The organism is Streptomyces sp. IBSBF 3136 (assembly GCF_036815105.1).
Classification (GTDB): Bacteria; Actinomycetota; Actinomycetes; order Streptomycetales; family Streptomycetaceae; genus Streptomyces.
Window position 1 is genome coordinate 22243 of sequence record NZ_JAJSZC010000077.1, and the last position, 20021, is coordinate 42263.

The window sequence follows — 20021 nt, forward strand, 5'->3', positions numbered from 1 at the left end:
CCGGGCCGCTGCCCTGATCAGGTGGCCGGCGACGGGCCCCGACCGGGCTCGGGGAGGGTGTGGGCGATCGTGGTGAGAAGTTCGATGACGGGTGCCGTCTCCCGGATCCGCACGCGGACCGTGGTGTCACCGCCGCGCTCGGTGGCCAGCTCCTGGCGGCGCCTGGTGTGCAGGTCCTCGAGGTAGAGGGACATCTCCTCGACCGCCTGGGCCAGCGCGTCGGTGTGCACGGCGGTGTCCTCGCCCCTCGGCGGGTCGAGGGCCGGCGCCGCGTGGCCGGCGTAGAGGGCGAGCGCGGGAACGTGCGCCGCGCGGGCGGTGCGGTGCGTCATCAGGGCGGCGATCAGCGCGACGAGCGTGTCCAGGGCCGCGACGGTGGCGGATTCCTGGTCGAGGGCGGCCCGGTCGTGGCCGGGTTCGCGGTGGGCGTGATGGGCCGTGCTCTGGGCCCTCGCCACGGCCTTCTCGGCCGCCGCCCGGGCATGGGCCAGGTCTCCGTCCGGGGCCGGGCCGGCGAGGGAACGCAGCGCGGTGTCCAGGTAGGCGGCGGTGGCCCGGCGTGCGTGGTCCGTCTCGGCGGCCAGGCGCGGGTGCTCCCAACTGGGCCACAGCAGACGGCTGCCGAGCAGCGCCGCGGTCGTGCCGAGGAAGGTCATGGCGATGCGGATGAGGGCGTCGTGCCAGTCACCGGGGTGGGAGACGTCGCCGATCAGCAGGACGACGGGGGTGCCGAAGATCACCCAGAAGGCGTAGTTGACCGGTCGCAGGGTGAAGCCCGCCGTAATGATCACGAACAGGATGAGGCAGATGGCCGACTGGGTGTGCACGGCCGCGATGAGCAAGGCGGCGCAGGACCCGCCGACGAGGTTGCCGATCACGCGCTGGACGACCCGTTCGCGGGTGGCGGCGTACTGGGGGCGCAGCACCCGCAGGACCGCCAGGGTCGCCCACTCGCCGTGCGGCAGCGCGGTGGCCTGGGCGAGCGCGAAGACCGCGGTGCTCACGGTGGTGGCGCGCAGGGCGTGGCGGAACGTGGCCGAGGTGAGGGTCATGGTGCCGCGCAGGCGGGCCGCCGTGGGGCGTGGCGCCCGGGTGGCGGGTGAGGGCAGCGGAGTCCGGGCGAGCTGGGCGAGCCGGTGGGCGTCGGTCCGTGCGGCGGTGAGGACGGCGTCGATACGGCCCAGGATGCGGCGCTGGCGGCCGGCGCGTGCGGTGTCGGGGTAGCTCTGGGTGCCCGCGGCGCTCTGGGCGCGCATCCGGTCGCAGGCGGCCTCCAGCGGGGCCACGGAGGTCTCCGCCGCGCTGCCGGAGGCGGGGGCGGGCCGCCGCCGGGTGAGGTGGTCGGCCAGCCGTGCCACCTGCTGCGCGGCCCGGGCGGTGGCTGCGGTGTAGGGGATGGCCACGGCGGCGGGCGGCGGGCCGGTGGCGGCCAGTGCGGCGGTGAGGTCGGCGAGGGTGGCGGCCTTGCGCACGAGCGGGTCGGTCAGGTCGGCGAGGTGCTCGTCCCCCCGGGGGCCGCGCAGCGCGCGGGTGGCCTCCTCGGCCCTGCGCAGCGCGTCCGCCGTGAGGGCCGGGGCGGGGCGCGGGGCGGAGGGGCCGGCGAGGCCGCTCAGCGTGCGGCCGACGGCGCGGTAGGGCTGCGCGAGGGTGCGCAGGACGTCGCGCAGGCGTGGGGCGGGTGTCAGGACGGCGGTGGCGGCGGCGTACCACAGGCCCCCGGCCAGCACGAGCAGTGCCGCGGGCCGTAGCTGCGCAGGTGTTTGCGTGGTGCCGACCGCTCCCGCGGCGACGAGCAGCGCGGTGGCGGGCATCGTGCCGAGCCGTTCCAGCGTGGGGTGGACGGTCGTGCCCATGCCGGCGAGGAACACCAGGGCGGCGAGGACGACCAGCGTCACGGGGAACAGCCCGGCCGCCCGCGCGCCGATCCAGAAGACGGCGGCGTCCACCACGGCGGCCACCAGCAGGGCGCGCGTGCGCGGCCCGCGGGCGCCGCCCTTGTTGGTGAACGCCGCCAGGTAGGCGCCCAGGGTCGCCCAGGCCGCCGCCTGCGGGTTGCCCACGGCGAGGCCCGCCGGCAGCGGCGCACTGATCACGATCCCGTTGCCGAGGCCGGCCAGGACGGCCGGGCGGCTGCCGGGTGCGGGGCTGAACAGCCCGGTGGTGCGCCGGCCGGCGAGGTGCCGGGTCACTCCCGCTGGAAGCGGCCCATCAGTACCGCCGTCTCCAGCACATGGCCCTCCATCGCGGCTTCCAGCTCCCCGCGGCCGGCCTCTCCGGGCAGGTCGAATGCGGTGTCCAGGGCGTAGAGCGTGAAGAAGTAGCGGTGTGCCTTGTCCCCGGGCGGGGGCGCGGGACCGATCCAGGCGCGGATGTTGCTGGTGCCGGCGCCCACCACTCCGACCTGGATGTCGTCGGGGTACATCCGCCGTTGCCCGGCCGGGATGTTCCACACCACCCAGTGGTCGAAGTTCCCGTCCGGCCGCAGTTCCCGCGGTACGTCCGGGTCGTGCACCACCAGGGCCAGGCTCGCCGCGTCGACGGGCACCGCGTCGAACTCGAGCGGCACCGGTACCTCGGCGCCGTCGGCCGAGTGCTCGACGGGGATGAAGTCCCCGTCCTGGAAGGACGGACTCTTGATCTTCATGTCTTCATCGTCCCCCACACCGGGCCGCCCGGCCCGGTCAAACGGTGCGAGCGGGGCGCGTGGCGCGGTTGCGGCGGCGGCCTGGGCGCTGTCCGCGGTACACCGATCCGGGCGCGGGGTAGCGGCCTCGGTGCTCCCCGTGGGGCACCGATCCGGGCGTCCGCCCCGGCGTCCGCGGGGCGGTCCCCCTTCGTACGGCCTCCGCCCCTCGCCTACAACGGGGCCCACCGCACGGTCCCCCGGTCGGCCGACACGACGGGCGTGGCCGGCTGCCCACACTGATGAGCAGTCCCACGAACGGGCTCCCCTGGATGGCCCCCACGCCTTGTCGAGAAGGATGCGAGATCATGATCGCTCAGGACGCCATGAACGCTCCGGCCGCCGGCCGGGACGGATTCCGGATCCACCAGATAGCCGACCGGTTCGAGGTCCACAGCCGCAGCGGGCAGTTCCTCGGTGAGTACCTGGTGCGCGCTTCGGCGGAGAAGCAGGTGTCCGTCCTCATGCGGCGGGCGGAGCGCGTCGTGCCGGGCGTGGTCAGCTGACGTCGGCCGCGGCCAGCGCTGTCAGTGCCTTGCGGTCGGCCTTGCCGTTGGCGCTCAGGGGCAGCTCGTCGAGGAAGAGGAACCTCTTGGGGATCATGTACGAGGGCATGGACCGCCGGCACAGCTCGGCCAGCTCCGCCGGGGTGGCCCCGGCCGCGGGTGCCACGACGAAGGCCGTGAGGGCCGCTTCCCCGTCCGCACCGTCGAGGGCAAGGACCAGTGCGGCGCTCACGCCGGGGTGCTCGGCCAACCGGCGCTCCACCTCGCCGAGTTCGATCCTGTTGCCGCGTATCTTCACCATGGAGTCGGCACGGCCGCGGAAGTACAGCTCGCCCGAGGCATCACGGTACGCCAAGTCGCCTGACCGATATACCAGTTGGCCGGAGCGTGGTTCGAGCGGATCCGGGACGAGGGCTGCCCGGGTCGCCTCCGGGTCGTCCCAGTACCCGGAGAAGAGGGACGGGCAGCGGATGTACATCTCCCCCGTGACCCCGGGCTCGTCGACGGGCAGGCCCGCCTCGTCGAGGAGCAGGATCTCGGCGCCCGGGTAGCCGCGCCCGATGGACAGGGCCTCGGCGGTCTCGGGCAGGGGGTCGGGCACCTCGGAGAACGAGCAGGCGACGGTCTCGGTGGCGCCGAACGCGTTGACGACCCGCAGGTGCGGCAGCAGGGTACGCAGCCGGCGCAGCTCGGCGAGGGGGAAGTTCTCGCCGGCGAACAGGATGCCGCGCAGCCGCTCGCCGAGGGCCGCGACGCCGTCGGGTTCGTGGCGCAGCAGTGGGCGCCACAGCGACGGCACGCCGTGTACGACGGTGGCCCCGGTGTCCCGCAGGTGGCCGAGCAGGCGGCGCGGGAAGCTGAGGTGGGCGCGGGGTACGGCGATCAGGGTGGCGCCCGTGCCCAAGGTCACGCAGATGTCGAACAGCGCCACGTCGAAGGCCAGCGGGGAGGTGCTGGCCACCCGGTCGTCGGGCGACACCGCGCCGAAGCGCTGGGTGCCGCGGTAGAAGGCCAGGGCCGCGTGGTGGCTCATGACCACGCCCTTGGGTCGGCCGGTGGTGCCCGAGGTGAAGATGATGTACGCCGGGTCGCCGCCCACCACCGTGCGACGGGCGGGCCGCCCGGCGCTCCGCACCCCGCCGAAGGCGACGCCGCCCTCGGCGTCGAAGGTGCCGAGCGCGATGTCGCCCGAGGGGGTACGGGCGGGGACGCCGACGGGGTGCAGGAGGAGCGCGGGGCCGGTCGCCTCGACGATGGAGTCGAGCCGCAGCGCCGGTATGTCGGGGTCCACGGGGATGAAGACGGCCCCCACGCGCGCGCAGGCGAGCAGGACCGCGATCGCCGACGCCGAGGTGTGGGAGGCGACCACCACCCGGTCGCCGATCCGCACGCCGGCCGCCGTGAGCTGCTTGGCGTACTCCTCGACGCGCTGGGCGAGTTCGCGGTACGACACCGACGTCACTCCCCCGGCGGCGGCCTCCACCACGGCGGGCTTGTCCGGCGTACGGGACACCGGCGCCAGCGCGAACGCGTCGAGCGTGTCGGCGGGGAACCGGGGAACGAACCGCTCATCGGCCATGCTCTCGTCCTTCTGCTTCCTGGCCGCACACCTAGCCGAAGGCCACGGCCTTCACGTACTCGGTCATGACGTCGAGGAACCGCTCCGGCTCCTCCAGGTGCGGCACGTGGCTGGAGTTCTCGAAGATCTCCCAGCGCACGTCCGGGATCAGTTCCGCGTAGGGCCGGACCGTCTCGGGCGTGGCCTCGTCGTGGCGGCCGGAGACCAGCAGTGTCGGCACCGTGATGCCGGACACGCAGTCCGTCACGCCCCAGTCGCGCAGGGAGCCGATCACGTGGAACTCGCTGGGGCCGTTCATCGTGAAGTAGACCGTCGGGTCGTTGTACATCTCGAAGAACGACGCCTGGTAGGCGCGGGGCCACGGGTCGAGGCGGCACAGGTGCCGGTCGTAGAAGACACGGGTGGCGGCGTGGTATTCGTCGCTGTCGGTCGTGCGGGCGGCCTCGTGGCGCAGCAGGATCTCGTTGACGCCGGCGGGCAGTCGGCCGCGCAGGACGTCCATCTGTTCCAGCCACAGCGGGTACGAGGCGGGGGCGTCGGCGATGACCAGGCCGCGCAGCCCGGCCGGGGCGCCCGCGGCGTGCTTGGCGACGAGCAGGCCGCCCCAGGAGTGCCCGAAGAGCAGGTAGTTGTCCGCGATGCCGAGATGGCGCAACAGGTTGTCCAGCTCGGCGAGGAACAGGTCCACGGTCCAGAAGTCGGCCGGTACGTCCGGCAGATGGCTGGAACCGCCGTTGCCGATCTGGTCGTAGTGCACGACCGGGACGCCCAGTTCGGACAGGGCGGCCAGGCTCACCAGGTAGTCGTGTGTGCTGCCGGGTCCACCGTGCGCCACCACGAGCGCCGTCCGGTGAGGCGACAGTTCGCCGGTGACCCGGTACCAGGTCTTGAACTCACCGAACGGCGCCACGCCTTTGGCAGTGGGGCGGAACACTAGACCCGCTTGCCGCTGACCGGGAAGGTGCCGAACATGCCGGGCTTCGCCTTGCCGGTCATGCTGTCGCCGTTGCGGGTCAGGGTCAGTGTCATCTTCAGCGGGACCGGCTTGTGCGACTTCACCTTGAAGGAGATCAGGTCGCCGTCGATCTTGCCGTCGATGATGTTCGGGTCGATGACCTGGCCGTTGGCCCGGCACGTGCCGACCAGCTTGCCGTCCTCCGCCTTCATGTCCACCCACAGACTCTGCTTGCCGATGGGGCTGTCGATCGTGAACTCCCAGCTGCCGTCAGCGCTCATTCCAGCTCCCGTTTTGTCGATCACCCGATTTCACCCATGACGATAGGAAGGGCTCGGCCCGGCAAGAACCCCTAGTCACCCCTAGGGCCGGCTGCGAAAGTGGTCCTCTGCCGTGCGACGCGGGCAATCCACTCCTCGACCAGCGCGCCCGCCTCGGCCGCATGGTCCTCGATCATGGAGAAGTGGGTGGCCCGCACGGTGGCGTGGTGGTGAGCCGGGTCCCAGGGCTTGGCCTGCCAGTCGTCGCCGTCCCCGGCCGCCCCGGACGGCATGAAGGACTCGGTGGCCCCGACGAACAGCACGGGCGCCTCCAGCGGCTCCAGGGTGAACCTCGGCACGAGGTCGAAGTAGCGGTTCATCGCGGACAGGGCGCTGCTGTGGAACAGGCCGAACGCCTGGTCCTTCCGCACCAGTCCGACGGTGAGCTGTTCCATGAGCCGGCCCTGGTCGCGGTCCTCCAGGTCGACCCGGTAGGTGTCCATCAGGACGACACCGGCGGGCCGGACCCCGCGCACGCGTTCCAGGTGGCCGGCCGTGGCGTGCGCGAGGGTGCCACCCGACGAGTAGCCGAGCAGGACGAACGGCCGCCCCGCGGCGGCCCGCAGCACGCCTTCGGCGAGGTAGTCGATCACCGCGTCCGTGGAGTCCGGCAGGGGCTCCCCGGCCGTGAACCCCGGGTTGGACAGGGTGACCATGGGACGTCTACCGCGGAACGCGGCGGCGAGCCGCGCGTGTTGGTGCGGGCCACCGGTCGCCATCGGGGTGCTGATGCCGATCAGCACGGGCTCCTCGGGCCCGTCCGCGAGCCGGACACCGTCGGGCAGGGGCCCGAAGTCGGCGGCACAGGTGAACCGCGGCCGCAGGTCGGACACGGCACGCAGGAGATCGAACCCCTTGATCACCTGGTCGGACAGCACGGCAGCCCGGAACAGGTCGGCGAGAGTGTCCGGTGTCCCCCCAGGTGCCGTCGCGGCGGCGGGCGGCAGCGACAGGTCGGTGTGCAGCCGCCGGGCGAGGGCGGTGGGGTTCTTGTTGTCGAACACCGCCATCGGGGGCAGCCGCAGACCGGTCGCGGCCGTCAGCCGGTTGCGCAGTTCGACTGCCGCGAGGGAGTCAAACCCGAGCTCGAGGAAGTCCCGTTCTGGATCGACGGCCCGTGCGCTCTCGTGCCCCAGTACGGCGGCGGCGTGCGCACGCACCAACTGGGTGAGCTCCCGCTCCTGCTCCGCGTCGGAGAGCCCCGCGAGACGCCGGGCCAGATCCTCGGCGTCCGCCGGTCCCGTGGCAGCTCGACGCCTCGCAGGAGGCATGAAGCCACGCAACAGCGCCGGGAGTTCGTCGGCTCGTGACCGCAGCGCGGCAGCCTCAAGTCGGACGGGGACGAGCGTCGGCCGGTCGGTGACCAGCCCGGCGTCGAAGGCCGCCAGCCCCTCCTCGACGGTGAGGAGCGGGAAGCCCTGCCGGGCGAGCCGGCCCCGGTCGGCCTCGGTCAACCACTGGCCGAGGCCCGCCTCGATGCCCCACAAGCCGTACGCCAGCGAGGTCGCGGGCAGCCCGTTGGCCGTCCGGTACCGGGCGAGCGCGTCGAGGAAGACGTTGCCCGCGGCGTAAGCGCCCTGCCCGGCCGCGAGCACCAGCCCTCCGGCCGAGGACAGCAGCACGAACGCGGCGAGCGGCAGCCCGGCGGTGAGTTCGTGCAGATGCCACGCTCCGTCGACCTTCGGACGCAGGGTCGTCTCGACGCGCTGGGGGGTCAGCGAACCGACCACACCGTCGTCGACTGCGCCCGCCGCGTGCACGACGGCCGTGAGCGGCGCTGCCGGGTCGACCTCGGCGAGCACGGCGGCCATTGCCTCGCGGTCACCGACGTCGCAGGCCACTATGCGGACATCGGCGCCGAGCCCGGTCAGCACGTCGCGCAGACGGTCCGCACCCGGCGCGTCCGGTCCGCTCCGACTGGTGAGGACCAGCCGTCGGATGCCGTGACGGCTGACGAGGTGCCGGGCCAGCAGAGCGCCGAGGCCGCCGGTCCCCCCGGTGACGAGGACGGTGCCGGCGGGATCCAGGGGCATGGGAGCGGCCACGGTGGGCAGCCGCTGCTCGCGAACCAGGCGGGGAACGTGGAACTTGCCGTCGCGGAGCATCAGTTCGGGCTCACCGGTGGCCGGCGCGGCGAGGAGGGCGGTGTCGGGGTGGTCGGCGTGGCTGAGGTGGTCGATGTCGACGAGGGTGAACCGGCCGGGGTTCTCGGCCTGCGCCGCGCGGACCAGACCCCAGACGGGCGCCTGGTGCAGGCGGACCTCCGAGCCGTCTTCGGCCATCGCGCCCTTCGTCACGATCACCAGCTCGGAGGCGGCGAAACGGTCCTCGGCCAGCCAGAGTCGTACCGCCCCGAGCGCATCGGCGAGAGTCGCGCGGACATCGGCCTGCGGGGCGTCGGTCCGCATCGGCGTGCTGTGCCAGAACACCACGTGAGGCACGCCGACCGAGCCCAAGTCGATGGCCTCGACCAGGGCGGGGAGATCGGCGTACGGACAACCCCCACCGACCTTGACCCAATGGACGTCGGAGGTGTCGGGCGGGACCAGGGCGACCGGCTGCCAGTCGATCCGGTACAGCGAGTCGCCGCCCTGCCGCAGTACGGCTAGCTGCTCGGCGGTGATCTCCCGCAGGCTCAGCGCGCCGACCGAGGCCACGGGACTGCCGGAGAGGTCTGCCAGATCCAGGGCCACGGCCCGGTCACCGGCCGGCGTGATCCTGACCCGCAGGCCGCGCGCACCGTGGGCGTGCACGGCGACACCGCTCCAGGAGAACGGCAGCATGGTGGAGCCGTCCGCCGCTTCGCCGGTCAGGCCCAGGGCGTGCAACGAGGCGTCCAGCAGGGCTGGATGGAGGACGTACCGGGCGGCGTCCTTGTGCGCCTGCTCCGGCAGCGCGATCTCCGCGAACATCTCGTCGCCGCGCTGCCACGCACCCCTCAGCCCCTGGAACACCGGCCCGTAGTCGTAGCCGCGCGCGAACATCGTCTCGTAGGCGTCGGCGACCGGCACCGGCACGGCCCCGGTCGGCGGCCACTGGGTGAGCCCGGTGGCGTCCGACGGCGCTGCCGGGCGCAGGACTCCGTCCGCGTGACGGACCCACGGTTCGGTGTCCTCCGTGCGGGCGTGGACGGAGACGGTACGGCCGCCCTCCTCGTCCGGCGCGCCCACGGACACTTGGATCGACGTCCCGCCCTGCTCGGGCAGGGCGAGCGGCGCTGCCAGCACCAGCTCCTCAAGGAACGCGCAGCCGACCTGACCACCCGCCGCGATCGCCAGCTCGACGAATCCGGTACCCGGGAACAGAAGCGAGTCGCCCACTGCATGGTCGGCCAGCCAGGGCACGGTCTGCGTCGACAGACGGCCGGTGAACACCACGGCCTCGGAACCGGCGAGCGGAACGGCCGCCCCGAGCAGCGGATGCTCGGCCGGGGTCAGCCCCAGCGCCGCCGGACCGGCCCCGGCCGCGCGCTCGGGCTGCCAGTAGCGGTGGTGCTGGAAGGGGTAGGTGGGGAGGTCGTCGAGGTGTTGTCCGGTGGCGTGGAGGGCGGTGAAGTCGACATTCGTGCCGCTGGTGTGGAGGGTGCCGAGGGCGGTGAGGAGGGTGTGGGATTCGGGGCGGTCGCGGCGCTGGGTGGCGATGGTGTGGGTGGTGTCGGCGGGGAGGGTGTCCTCGGCCATGGCGGCCAGGACGGTGTCCGGGCCGAGTTCGAGGAACTTGGTCGCGCCTTGAGCGGAGAGGGTGGTGAGGGCGTNTCAGCGGGGAGTGGAACGCGTGGCTGACACGCAGACGCGTGACCTTGTGGTCCTGAAGACGCTCGATCGTCTCCACCACCGCGTCATCGACGCCCGAAACCACCACCGAGCGAGAACCGTTGACGGCGGCGATCTCGACACCGTCCACGAGGGCCGCCCGCACGACGGACTCCTCGGCGCGGACGGACGCCATCGCACCGCCGGTCGGCAGCGCCTGCATCAAGCTCGCGCGCGCCGCGACCAGTCGAGCCGCATCCGNCGGACGGACGCCATCGCACCGCCGGTCGGCAGCGCCTGCATCAAGCTCGCGCGCGCCGCGACCAGTCGAGCCGCATCCGACAGCGACAGCACACCGGACACATGTGCTGCGGCCAGCTCACCGATGGAATGCCCGGCCACGAAGTCGGGCCTCAGACCCCCCGACTCCAGCAGCCGGAACAGCGCCACCTCGAAGGCGAAAAGACCAGGCTGCGCCCAACCCGTCCGCTGCACCGCGTCCGCGTCCTCACCCCAGACGACCTCGCGCAGCGGCCGNCACGACCCGCCAGCGTCCACGCCACATCCACCGGACGCAGCGACTCGTGCCCGGCAAGATACGACCTGAGCTGATCGGCGTAAGCCGTCACCGCCTCGGGCGTCTTACCCGACACCACCAAAGCGACCGGCCGCACATCATCCAAGACAGGCTCAGGCCCAGCCGCGACGGCCGGGGCCTCCTCCACGATCACATGGGCGTTCGTTCCCGTGAGGCCGAACGACGAGACGCCGGCGCGACGTGGGCCGTCCTCGCCGCCTGTCCACTCGCGGGACTCGGTGAGCAGTCGCACCGCGCCCGCGGACCAGTCCACCTGTGCCGACGGCTCGTCCACGTGCAACGTCCGCGGCAACACACCATGCCGCATCGCCAGAACCATCTTCATGNGGCCTGCGTATGACCGATGTTCGACTTGATCGACCCCAACCACAACGGCCGACCCTCCGGCCGGTCCTGCCCATACGTCGCCAGCAGCGCCTGGGCCTCGATGGGGTCTCCGAGGGTCGTCCCGGTCCCGTGTCCCTCCACCGCGTCGACGTCGGCGGGCGACAGGCCCGCCGATGCCAGGGCCTGCCGGATCACACGCTGCTGCGACGGGCCGTTCGGTGCGAAGAAGCCGTTGGACGCGCCGTCCTGGTTCACGGCCGTGCCCCGGATCAGGGCGAGGACCGGGTGGTCGTTGCGTCGGGCGTCCGAGAGTCGTTCCACGATGAGGATTCCGGCGCCCTCGGCCCATCCGGTGCCGTCGGCGCCGGACGCGTACGAACGGCATCTGCCGTCGGCGGACAGTCCTCGCTGGCGGCTGAACTCGACCAGGATCTCGGGCGAGGCCATGACCGCGACGCCCCCGGCCAGGGCAAGTGAGCACTCGCCGTTGCGCAGGGCCTGGACGGCGGAGTGGAGGGCGACGAGCGAGGAGGAGCACGCCGTGTCGACGGCGACGGCGGGGCCTTCGAGGCCCAGTGCGTATGACACGCGGCCGGCGACGGCGCTGCCTCCGCTGGAGCTGCCGTAGCCGTAGTCGTGGTACATGACGCCCGTGAAGACGCCGGTGGCGCTGCCGCGCAGCGTGGCGGGGTCGATGCCGGCCCGTTCGAACGCCTCCCAGGAGGTCTCCAGGAGCAACCGCTGTTGCGGGTCCATGGCCAGCGCCTCGTTGGGGCCGATGCCGAAGAAGCCGGGGTCGAACTCACCGGCCTCGCGGAGGAATCCGCCGCCCTGCGCGTAGCACTTGCCGGGCTTTCCGGGCTCGGGGTCGTAGAGGGTCTCGTCCCAGCCTCGGTCGGTGGGCAGCGGTTCGATGGCCTCGGCGCCGGTCGCGAGCAGGCGCCACAGGTCCTCGGGCGAGGACACGCCGCCGGGGAAGCGGCAGGCCATGCCGACGACGGCGATCGGCTCGTCGGGCGTGCGGTGGATCGTGGTGCGAGGGGTGGGTGTGTCCGCTGTGGTTCCGCCGAGGGTTTCGTCGAGGTGTTCGGCGACCGCGTCGGCCGTGGGGTGGTCGAAGACGAGTGTGGCGGGCAGGCGCAGGCCGGTGGCCGTGGCGAGCCTGTTGCGGAGCTCGACGGCGGTCAGCGAGTCGAAGCCCAGTTCGGAGAAGGCGCGGTCCGGCTCGACGGCCTGGGCGGACGCGTGGCCGAGCACATTGGCGATCTCCGTGCGGACCAGGTCGAGCAGGGTGGTCAGGCGTGCGTCGCCGGTGAGGCCGGCGAGGCGGCCGGCCCAGGCGGAGCCGGCGGCGGTTCGCATGGTGCGCGGCACGCGTACGAGGCCGCGCAGCAGGGCGGGGACGTCGCCGTTCGCCCGGACGCGGGCGGCGTGGACCTTGAGGGGCACCAGGGTGGGCGGGCCGGGCAGCGCGGAGTCGAGCGCGTCCAGGCCCTCGGCTGCCGTGAGGGCGGGGAATCCCTGCTGGGCCATCCGTTCCAGGTCGTCCTCGGTGAGGGCGGCGCCGAAACCGGTGTCGAGGCCCCAGAGGCCGTAGGCGAGCGATGTGGCGGGCAGGCCCGTGGCCGAGCGGTGTTCGGCCAGCGCGTCGAGGAACACGTTGGCTGCCGCGTAGCCGCCCTGGCCCGCCGCGAGCACCAGCCCGCCCGCGGAGGAGAACAGGACGAACGCGGACAGGGGCAGGTCGCGGGTGAGTTCGTGCAGGTGCCACGCCCCGTCGACCTTGGGGCGCAGGACGGTTTCGAGCCGGTCCGGGTCGAGCGTGGTGACCAGACCGTTGTCGACGACACCGGCGGCGTGCACGACGGCGGTGAGCGGGTGTTCGGCGGGGATCGCGGCCAGGACCGCGGCGAGGGCGTCGCGGTCGGCCGCGTCGCAGGCGACGACCGTCACCTCGGCACCGAGCCCGGTCAGTTCGGCCGTGAGTTCGGCGGCGCCCGGGGTGTCGGGACCGCGTCGGCTGGTCAGGACGAGTCTTTCGGCCCCGTGCGCGGTGACGAGGTAGCGGGCGACCAGTGCGCCGAGTCCGCCCGTGCCGCCGGTGACCAGGACCGTACCGCCCAGGCGTGCCGGCCGGGACAGGGGGGCGGCGGCGACGAGTCTCGGCACCGTCAACCTGCCCAATCGGAGCGCGAATTCGGGTTCGTCGCGATCCAGCGCCGCGGGCAGGGCGGTGCGGGACTCGGCGGTTTCGTCGGTGTCGGCGAGCACGAACCGGCCGGGGTTCTCCGCCTGTGCCGCCCGTACCAGGCCCCATACGGGGGCGGCGGCGAGGTCGGCGCGCTCGCCGTCGCGTGCGGTCACCGCCTGCCGGGTCAGGATCACCAGGCGGGAGGCGGTGAAGCGCTCGTCGGCCAGCCATGCCTGGAGCGCGGCCAGGACGGTGGAGGTGCTGGTGCGTACGGCCGTGGGGATGTCGCCTGTGCTCGGCTCGAGTGGCAGCAGGACGACGTCGGGCACGTCGGCGTCACCGGTTTCGACCGCCTCGGAGAGTGCGGTGAGGTCGGGGAACACCGGCAGTCCGGGGACGGGCGTTCCCGAGCCGACGACAGCCCAGCGGGAGCGGTCGGACGGTGCGACGGCAGGAGCGAGGGCGGCGAGGTCGACGGGCTGCCAGCGGACCCGGTACGACGTCGTGTTCCCGGCGCCCCGCACACGGTCGAGCTGCCGCGCGGACACCGGCCGGGACACCAGCGACGTCACGGACAGTACGGCGCGTCCCGCCTCGTCGGCGAGGTCCAGGGCCACGCTGTCGGGCCCGGCGGGGCGCATACGGACGCGCAGGCTGGTGGCGCCCGCGCCCGTGGAATGCAGGGAGACACCGTTCCAGGAGAACGGGATCAGGGTGGTCCCCGCGCCGTCCAGGTCCTCCAGCAGCGAGGCGTGCAGGGCCGCGTCGAGCAGGGCCGGATGCACCGCGCAGCGCCGGGCGTCGCCGTGNCGCCGTCCAGGTCCTCCAGCAGCGAGGCGTGCAGGGCCGCGTCGAGCAGGGCCGGATGCACCGCGCAGCGCCGGGCGTCGCCGTGCGCGGCCTCGGGGAGCGTGACCTCGGCGAAGAGTTCGTCCCCACGCTCCCAGGCCGCGCGCAGGCCCTGGAACACCGGGCCGTACCCGTACCCCCGGCCGAGCAGCAGCTCGTACGCGCCGTCCGTGGGACGTACGGTGGCGCCGGGCGGTGGCCAGGCCCCGGACGTGTCCGCCGCGGGCGTCGTACCGGAGGTCAGCAGGCCCTCGGCGTGCAGGGTCCAGGAGGCCGTCGAGGCGTCCGCCGGCCGCCGCTCCGGGGCGGAGTACACGGCGACGGTACGGCGGCGGGACTCGTCCGGGCCGCCCACCAGCACCCGCACGGCCAGACCGTCCTCCTCCGGCAGGACCAAGGGGCTGGTGAGCGTCAGTTCCTCGATCCGGTCGCAATCGGTTTCCCGGGCGGCACGCAACGCCAGCTCGACCAGGCCGGTGCCGGGCAGCAGAACGCTTCCCAGCACGTCGTGGTCGCCCAGCCAGGGCTGGTCCCGCACCGACAGCCGCCCGGTGAGGACCACGGCACCGCTGTCGGGGACGGTGACGGCCGCACCGAGCAGCGGATGGTCGAGGGCGCTCACGCCCAGACTCGCCGGATCACTGCCCAGGGCATCGCCGAGCCAGGACTCGGCCAGGTAGTCCGTCACGTCCAGCCAGTAGCGCTGCCGCTGGAAGGGGTAGGTGGGGAGGTCGTCGAGGTGGCGTCCCGGGTGCAGGGCGGCGAAGTCGACATCCCTGCCCCGGGTGTGTAGGGCGCCGAGGGCGGTGAGGAGGGTGTGGGCCTCGGGCAGGTCCCGGCGCTGGCTCGCGACGGCGTAGGTGTCGGCGGGGAGCGTGTCCTCCGCCATGGTCGCGAGGACGGTGTCCGGGCCCACCTCGAAGAACGTGGTCGCGCCCTGCGTGGAAAGGGTGGTGAGGGCGTCGGCGAAGCGGACCGGGTCGCGGGCCTGGCGGACCCAGTACTGGGGGTCGCACAGGTCGTCGGAGGCCGGCCGTCCGGTGAGGGTCGAGACCAGGGGGATGCGCGGGGTTTCGTAGGTCAGTCGGGAGGCCACCTCGGCGAAGCCGGTCAGCATCGGTTCCATCAGCGGGGAGTGGAACGCGTGGCTGACGCGGAGGCGCGTGACCTTGTATTCCTGAAGCCTCTCCATCGCTTCGGTCACCGCGTCCTCGGCGCCGGAGATCACCACGGAGCGCGGGCCGTTGACGGCCGCGATCTCCACTCCGGCCACGAGCGCGGCTCGTACGTCGTCCTCGGCCGCCCGTACGGATGCCATCGCCCCGCCCATGGGCAGTGCCTGCATCAACCGGGCGCGTGCCGACACCAGTTGAGCGGCATCCGTGAGGGACAGAACGCCTGCCACATGTGCCGCGGCCAGCTCGCCGACGGAGTGCCCCGCGACGAAGTCGGGCTTCGGGCCCGCCGACTCCAGCAGCCGGAACAGCGCGACCTCGACCGCGAACAGTCCTGGCTGCGCCCATCCGGTCTGCTCCAGGACGGCCGGGTCCGCGCCCCACAGCACCTCGCGGAGCGGCCGTTCGAGATGGACGTCCAGTGCAGCGGCCACCTCGTCGAAGGCCGCCGCGAACGCCGGGAAGCGAGCGGCCAGTTCACGGCCCATGCCCAGACGCTGGGCCCCCTGTCCGGTGAACAGGAAGGCCAGCTTGCCCGGCACCGGCGACACCGCGGCCACGCCGGTCAGCCCGCGCAGCAACTCCTCGCGGTCCGACCCGACGACCACGGCCCGGTGTTCGAACCGTGCCCGGCCGGCCAGCGTCCGGGCCACGTCCACCGGACGAAGCGCCTCCGCCCCGACCCCGGCCTCGGCTCGGGCTCCGTCCTCTGCTCCGGCTCCGGCTCCGGCTCCGGCTCCGGCCGCATGGGCCCTCAGCCGGTCTGCGTACGCGGTCAGGGCCTGGGGCGTCTTCCCCGACAGCACCCATGCCACCGGCTCCACGTCGCCGGGTGCGGCGACCGTCTCGGCCGCGGGCGGCTCCTCCACGATCACGTGCGCATTGGTGCCGCTGATGCCGAACGACGACACGGCGGCCCGGCGTGGCCGAGCGCCGGTCCCGGGCCACCGGCGGGCCGCCCTCAGCAGTTCGACCGCGCCGGAGGACCAGTCGACCTTTCCCGACGGCTCGTCCACGTGCAGCGTGCGCGGCAGCGTGCCGTGCCGCATCGCCAGGACCATCTTCATGATCCCCGCGACACCTGCGGCGGCCTGTGTGTGTCCCAGATTCGACTTGATGGAGCCGAGCCAGAGGGGCGTGCCCTCCGGCCGGTCCCGCCCGTACGTGGCCAGCAGCGCCTGCGCCTCGATGGGGTCGCCGAGCGTCGTTCCCGTCCCGTGCCCCTCCACCACGTCCACTTCGGCGGCCGACAGCCCGGCCGAGGCCAGCGCCTGCCGGATCACCCGCTGTTGCGCGGGGCCGTTCGGGGCGAAGAGTCCGTTGCTCGCGCCGTCGGAGTTGACCGCCGAGCCGCGCACCACAGCAAGAACCGGATGACCGTTGCGCCGGGCGTCCGAGAGCCGTTCCACCAGGAGGACACCCGCGCCCTCGGCCCAGGCGGCGCCGTCGGCGGAGGCGGCGTAGGAGCGGCAGCGGCCGTCGGGTGACAGTCCCTTCTGCCTGCTGAACTCGACGAACGCCTCGGGTGTCGCCATCACGGCGACGCCGCCGACGAGGGCGAGGGTGCACTCCCCCGCCCGCAGCGCCTGCCCGGCGGAGTGCAGGGCGACGAGTGAGGAGGAGCAGGCGGTGTCGACCGTGACCGTCGGGCCTTCGAGTCCGAGGGTGTAGGCGACCCGACCGGAGGCGACGGCGCCGGTGTTCGCGTTGGCGGGGTAGTCGTGGTACATCATGCCGGCGAAGACGCCGGTACGGCTTCCGTGCAGGGACGCGGGGTCGATGCCCGCCCGCTCGATCGCCTCCCAGGAACATTCGAGCAGCAGCCGCTGCTGCGGGTCCATGAGCAGCGCTTCGTTGGGGCTGATACCGAAGAAGGCGGGGTCGAACTGGTCGGCGCTGTGCAGGAATCCGCCCTGCCGGACGTAGGTGGTCCCAGGACGTTCGCCGGTGGGGTCGTACAACTCGTCAATCGGCCAACCGCGGTTGGCGGGGAAGTCGGAGACGGCGTCGACCTCGTCGGCGACGAGTCGCCACAGGTCCTCGGGGGACGTGACGCCGCCCGGGTAGCGGCAGGCCATGCCGATGATCGCGATGGGCTCGGAGATCGACGCGCTGAGCTTCGCGTTCTGCGCGCGCAGGAACTCGGCCTCCTTGAGCGAGCTGCGCAACGCGGCGACGAGCTTGTTGTCGGGCCCGGTCATCGGAGGTCTCCACTCATTCCGGTCGAGTCGAAATCGTCGCGGCCGCCCAGAGCCATGTTGATCAGCGCGTCGGTGTCCATGTCGTCGATCGAGCCGACCTCGCCGTCGACGGGGGCGACCGTCTGCGGGGCGGCTCCGCCGAGCTCCAGGAGGCGTTCCAGGAGGCCCGCGTCACGCAGTCGGCTGAGCGGTATGGCGTGCAGCACCTCCCTGATCCGGCGCTCGGTGTCGGGCTCGCCCCCGTCCGTGTCGGGGGCCAGTTGCGAGGTGAGTTCGGCGGCGAGGACTGCGGCGTTCGGGTGGTCGAAGACGAGGGTGGGCGGCAGGCGCAGGCCGGTGGCGGTGTTGAGCAGGTTGCGGAACTCGACCGCGCTCAGCGAGTCGAAGCCCAGCTCTTTGAAAGGCCGGGAGGCCGGGACGTCCTCGGGTCCGGCGTGACCGAGGATGGCGGCCGCGTGGGTCCTGACGACTTCGAGCAGCTCGGCCTCCCACGCATCGACGGGCAGATCCGCCAGCCGGCGCCTCAGCGCGTCGGCCGTGTCGGCCGTGTCGGTCGGGGCCGGTCGCGCCGCGGGGCGCCGTACGAGCGTGCCGAACAGCGGCGGTAGTTCGGCTTGTGCCGCAAGGGAGGTGAGGTCGAGGCGGATCGGGACCAGGGCCGGTGCGTCGGTGCCGAGCGCCGCGTCGAGGAGCGTGAGGCCGTCCGTCTCGGACAGCGGCCGCACGCCGGTGCGCGCCATCCGGCGGCGGTCGCCGTCCACCAGGTCGGACGCCATGCCGTCGGCGCCGTCCCACAGGCCCCAGGCCAGGGAGTGTGCCGGTAGACCGAGGGCGTGCCGGTGGGCGGCCAGGGCGTCGAGGAAGGCGTTGGCGGCGGCGTAGCCGCCCTGACCGGGGTTGCCGAAGACGCCCGCGGCGGACGAGAACAGGACGAACGCCGAGAGCTTGGCCATCTCGGTGAGTTCATGCAGGTTGAGCGCGGCGTCGACCTTGGGACGGAGCACGGCGTCGACACGTTCGGGGGTGAGTGAGCCGATCACACCGTCGTCCAGCACACCCGCCGCGTGCACCACCCCGGTGAGCGGGTGGTCGGCGGGTACCGCCGCCAGGACACCGGCGAGGGCGTCCCGGTCGGCGACGTCACACGCCACGACGTCAGCCTGAGCACCCGACGCGGCCAGCTCCGCGACCAGTTCGGCGCTGCCCTCGGCAGCGGGGCCACGCCTGCCGAGCAGCAGCAGCCGCCGTACGCCGTGTGCGGTCACCAGGTGGCGGGCCACCAGCCTGCCCAGCATGCCGGTGGCGCCGGTCAGCAGCACTGTGCCTTCGGGGGCGAAGGCCGGCGGCCGGGCGGTGACGTCGAGCGCGAGGGCAGGCGTGTCGGACGAGGCAGAGGTGGCGGGTGCGGGGGTGAGGGGTGCGGAGGGCCGGGTCAGTCGGGCCACCCGCACCTCGCCGTCCCGTACGGCCACTTGGGGCTCTCCGGTGGCCAGGGCCGTCCCGAGCGCGCTGAGGTCGTCGAGGTCGGCCAGCACGATACGGCCGGGGTTTTCAGACTGGGCCGATCGCACCAGGCCCCACACCGCCGCACCGGCCAGGTCCGTGACCTGGTCCACGGCGACCGCGTTCCTGGTGACGACCACCAGCGTGGAACGGGCGTATCGGTCGTCAGCGAGCCACCTCTGCAGTACGCCGAGCACGCGGTGGACCTCGCGGTGCACAGCATCGCTGCCCTGGCTCGCTTGGCTGGAGCTGTCCAGTACGACCGTCTCCGGCACGGTGCCGTCCGCGCCGAGCCGGTCCCAGTGCTCCCAGGTCAGTGGCGCCGGCACCGGAGTGGGCACGGTGGTCCAGGTGAGTTCGAACAGCGCGTCACGCCCGACGGCGCCGGCGGCGGCAAGTTCGGCCGTGTCGACGTCGCGCAGCACCAGCGACTCGACCGAGGCGACCGGCCGGCCCTCTCCGTCACTGATCTCCAGGGCCACCCCGCCCTCGGGCGCCGGGGATGTTCGTACCCGCAGCCGAGTGGCGCCCGGCGCGGACACCGCCACGCCCGTCCAGGTGAACGGAAGCCGAGCGGACTCTGGTATCCCCGTGCCCAGACCGATGGCCTGGAGGCACGCGTCGAGCAGGGCGGGGTGCAGACGGAAGCCCTCACCCAGCGGCACCGTCGGGGGCAGGGCCACTTCGGCGTACACCTCGTCGCCGTGCCGCCAGACCGCCCTCAGCCCCTGGAAGGCGGCGCCGTACGTCAGCCCTTCGGAGGCGAGACGGTCGTAGCGACCCGTGAGGTCGACCGGCACGGCGTCCTGCGGCGGCCACGCTACGGCTGCGGCCACGGGGGCGGCGGACGCCGCGACGAGCTCGGCGGCGCGTACGGCGCCGACGGCGTGCCGGACCCACGGGCGGCCGGGGTCGTCGCCGCGCGAGTGGACGCTGACGGGACGGACACCCGAGTCGTCCGGGGCCCCGACGAGCACCTGGACCGCCACCCCGCCGTGCTCCGGTATCACCAGCGGCGATTCGAGCACCAACTCGTCGAGCAGGTCGCAGCCGCTCTCCTCGGCCGCGGTGATCGCCAATTCGAGGAAGCCGGTGCCCGGGAAGAGGATCGAGCCGCCGACGACATGGTCGGCCAGCCACGGCTGCCTCCCCGCCGACAGGCGGCCGGTGAACATCACCGTGTCCGAATCGGCCACGGTCACCGCTGCGCCGAGCAGGGGGTGCACGGCCCGGGTCAGGCCGATGGACTCGGGGTCGCCACCGTTGCCGCCTGCGTTGATCCAGTACGGGCGCTGTTGGAAGGGGTAGGTGGGGAGGTCGTCGAGGTGTTGTCCGGTGGCGTGGAGGGCGGTGAAGTCGACATTCGTGCCGCTGGTGTGGAG

Annotated in this window: 8 protein-coding genes and 2 pseudogenes; 1 reads left to right on the forward strand and 9 read right to left on the reverse strand. The window is 73.2% G+C overall.

Annotation, left to right across the window (positions count from 1 at the left end):
- Window positions 1-17: 17 nt before the first annotated feature.
- Window positions 18-2189 (reverse strand): FUSC family protein, encoded by a 2172-nt coding sequence (locus tag V7E45_RS18450; RefSeq protein ID WP_333775276.1) that lies wholly within the window; start codon window positions 2187-2189, stop codon window positions 18-20.
- A complete protein-coding gene (locus V7E45_RS18455; protein ID WP_333775277.1) occupies window positions 2186-2644 on the reverse strand; it encodes a YbhB/YbcL family Raf kinase inhibitor-like protein in 459 nt (152 codons plus the stop codon). Before V7E45_RS18455 ends, V7E45_RS18450 begins: the two co-directional genes overlap by 4 nt.
- A 347-nt stretch (window positions 2645-2991) precedes the next feature.
- On the opposite strand from V7E45_RS18455, the gene V7E45_RS18460 reads away from it, so the two are divergent.
- Window positions 2992-3189, forward strand: coding sequence for a hypothetical protein (locus V7E45_RS18460; RefSeq protein ID WP_333775278.1), 198 nt, complete (start codon window positions 2992-2994; stop codon window positions 3187-3189).
- Here the strand turns inward: V7E45_RS18460 and V7E45_RS18465 are convergent.
- The 7 genes and pseudogenes from V7E45_RS18465 to V7E45_RS18490 all read right to left on the reverse strand — a co-directional run.
- Window positions 3182-4768, reverse strand: a complete 1587-nt coding sequence (locus V7E45_RS18465; protein WP_333775279.1) for an amino acid adenylation domain-containing protein — start codon at window positions 4766-4768, stop codon at window positions 3182-3184. The two genes, V7E45_RS18460 and V7E45_RS18465, sit on opposite strands and share 8 nt — an antisense overlap.
- A gap of 31 nt (window positions 4769-4799) precedes the next feature.
- A complete protein-coding gene (locus V7E45_RS18470) occupies window positions 4800-5678 on the reverse strand; it encodes a proline iminopeptidase-family hydrolase (protein WP_333775280.1) in 879 nt (292 codons plus the stop codon).
- 23 nt (window positions 5679-5701) lie between these two features.
- Complete coding sequence (locus V7E45_RS18475) at window positions 5702-6004, reverse strand: hypothetical protein (protein ID WP_333775281.1); 303 nt, start codon at window positions 6002-6004, stop codon at window positions 5702-5704.
- 71 nt (window positions 6005-6075) lie between these two features.
- On the reverse strand, window positions 6076-9723 hold the full coding sequence (locus V7E45_RS18480; RefSeq protein WP_443056090.1) for a type I polyketide synthase: 3648 nt from the start codon (window positions 9721-9723) through the stop codon (window positions 6076-6078).
- Window positions 9724-9847: 124 nt separating this feature from the next.
- Window positions 9848-10018, reverse strand: a pseudogene (locus tag V7E45_RS40635) (hypothetical protein); the annotation flags it as partial.
- A gap of 41 nt (window positions 10019-10059) precedes the next feature.
- Window positions 10060-17103, reverse strand: a pseudogene (locus V7E45_RS18485) (SDR family NAD(P)-dependent oxidoreductase); the annotation flags it as partial.
- 29 nt (window positions 17104-17132) lie between these two features.
- Window positions 17133-20021 (reverse strand): type I polyketide synthase (locus V7E45_RS18490; RefSeq protein ID WP_333775282.1); only part of this gene is annotated, 2889 nt, incomplete at its 5' end.